We start from the raw sequence: 229 nt of genomic DNA, 5'->3' as shown, positions 1-229 counted from the left end.
CCTCTAGCCGTGCTTGCAACTTACGGTCGGCATTGTAGACGCGATTGCCTTGAACCTGTGCCGTGACCCTGCGCGCGCACGCGCCGCCGCCGCGCCACGTACAATCCGTGCCACTGCGGCGGCCGGCACCCCGGCGCGCCGCTCATCGAACCCGAAAGCGAAATCCAGAATGACCGACACTTCCCGCGCTAACAAGGACCTCGTGCTGATCACCGGCGCGTCCGGCTTC

At 66.4% G+C, this 229-nt stretch carries 1 protein-coding gene; it reads left to right on the top strand.

The annotated features are described in order from the left end of the window. Window positions 1–13: 13 nt before the first annotated feature. A partial coding sequence (locus SB786_RS37995) for a hypothetical protein (protein ID WP_410731812.1) occupies window positions 14–229 on the top strand: 216 nt, incomplete at its 3' end.

Origin of the sequence: Burkholderia sp. SIMBA_062, from assembly GCF_046534765.1 — a bacterium.
GTDB classification, from domain to species: Bacteria; Pseudomonadota; Gammaproteobacteria; order Burkholderiales; family Burkholderiaceae; genus Burkholderia; species Burkholderia ambifaria.
The sequence above is the reverse complement of the archived record's forward strand: the minus strand, read 5'-3'. Positions and strand labels throughout refer to the sequence as shown.